The organism is Blastococcus sp. CT_GayMR20 (genome assembly GCF_004570345.1).
In genome coordinates, this window is the sequence record NZ_SPQM01000303.1 from 1 (window position 1) to 1319 (window position 1319).

Consider the following 1319-nt stretch of genomic DNA (forward strand, 5'->3'; position numbering starts at 1 on the left):
GCCGCCACGGCTGCCTCGACGATGTAGTCCGGCGTCGGGAAGTCGGGTTCACCGGCACCGAAGCCGATCACGGGCTTCCCGGCCGCTTTGAGCGCCTTCGCCTTGGCGTCCACCGCCAGCGTCGCCGACTCGCTGATCGCGGCGATGCGGCGGGAGATCCGGCGGTCGGCCGGGGACTGGGTGGACGTGGACTCCGTCGAGGAGACAGCGGTCATGCCTCCATCGTGTCAAAGAGCCGTCGTCAGCGATGACGCAGGCGGACATGCGCGACGACGACGGCGCGAACCCCCGCGCACGTCCAGTCCTCGAGCACCGGGAGGACGTTGGCTGTGCGGGCCCGCGGTCCCGTACACTGGCCGCCTGGGGCAGCTGACCCCGCCACCGGCGTGCCCCGGAACCTCCCGAGGATCTGTGCTGCCATGGCGAGGCGGGCGGCTCCGGGCCCGGCCCAGGGCACTCGATGTCCGGGGCTCTAGGGGTGTAGCTCAATTGGCAGAGCAGCGGTCTCCAAAACCGCAGGCTGCAGGTTCAAGTCCTGTCACCCCTGCCACCGCAGTACGACCGACCGACGGCCCTCATCAGAGCGGCCACCACCACGAGGCGAGCGAGGCGCAGTGAGCGACGAGAAGCCGGGACGCGAGGACGACGCTCGCGACGCCGAGCTGACCGACGAGCAGCTCGACCGCGAGGCCCCCGGGGTCGACGACGCCGCGGAGCTCGAGGCAGCCGAGGACGAGATCGCCGCCGAGGCTGCGGAGGACGAGGACAAGGTCGTCGCCACCCCGGCCCGCCGCCGGGGCCGGATCACCGCGCCGTCCGACGACGACGACGACGAGCCGGCGCTCACCCGCCGGGCCGCCCGATCGGCGTCCCGTCCCGCCACCCGCGAGGGCGGCGGCACCCGGTCCCGCGCCGCCGCGGAGCGGGCCCGCGCCGACGGGGTCCGCCAGAAGCGCTCGCTGGCCCGGTTCCTCCGTGAGGTCGTCGCCGAGCTGCGCAAGGTCATCTGGCCCGGCCGGCGCGAGCTCATCACCTACACGACCGTCGTCATCGTCTTCGTGGCGTTCATCGTCGCGCTGGTGGCCGGCCTCGACCTGCTCTTCGCCCAGGGCGTGATCGCCGTCTTCGGCTGACCACCGCCTGCGCGACCTGCACGCCACCTGACAAGGAAGTGACCCCAGTGATCGAGCTTGCGAGATCACCAATGAGCACAGCACCGTCGGTCACGACGCCGACGAGCGCCAGCGAGGAGAAGCAGTGATCGAGCTCGCGAGATCACCAATGAGCACAGCACCGTCGGTCACGACGCCGACGAGCGC

The 1319-nt window shown here is 71.8% G+C and carries 1 protein-coding gene, 1 tRNA gene and 1 pseudogene; 2 read left to right on the top strand and 1 reads right to left on the bottom strand.

What is annotated here, in order from left to right; translation table 11 throughout:
* Window positions 1–215: pseudogene (locus E4P40_RS27550) on the bottom strand (aspartate aminotransferase); the annotation flags it as partial.
* A 259-nt stretch (window positions 216–474) separates the two neighbouring features.
* Here E4P40_RS27550 and E4P40_RS27555 point away from each other — a divergent pair.
* Together E4P40_RS27555 and secE are read left to right on the top strand one after the other, a co-directional pair.
* Window positions 475–550 (top strand) — tRNA-Trp (locus E4P40_RS27555).
* Window positions 551–614: 64 nt separating this feature from the next.
* On the top strand, window positions 615–1133 hold the full coding sequence (gene secE / locus E4P40_RS27560) for a preprotein translocase subunit SecE (RefSeq protein ID WP_135161458.1): 519 nt from the start codon (window positions 615–617) through the stop codon (window positions 1131–1133).
* The last annotated feature ends 186 nt before the right edge of the window (window positions 1134–1319 follow it).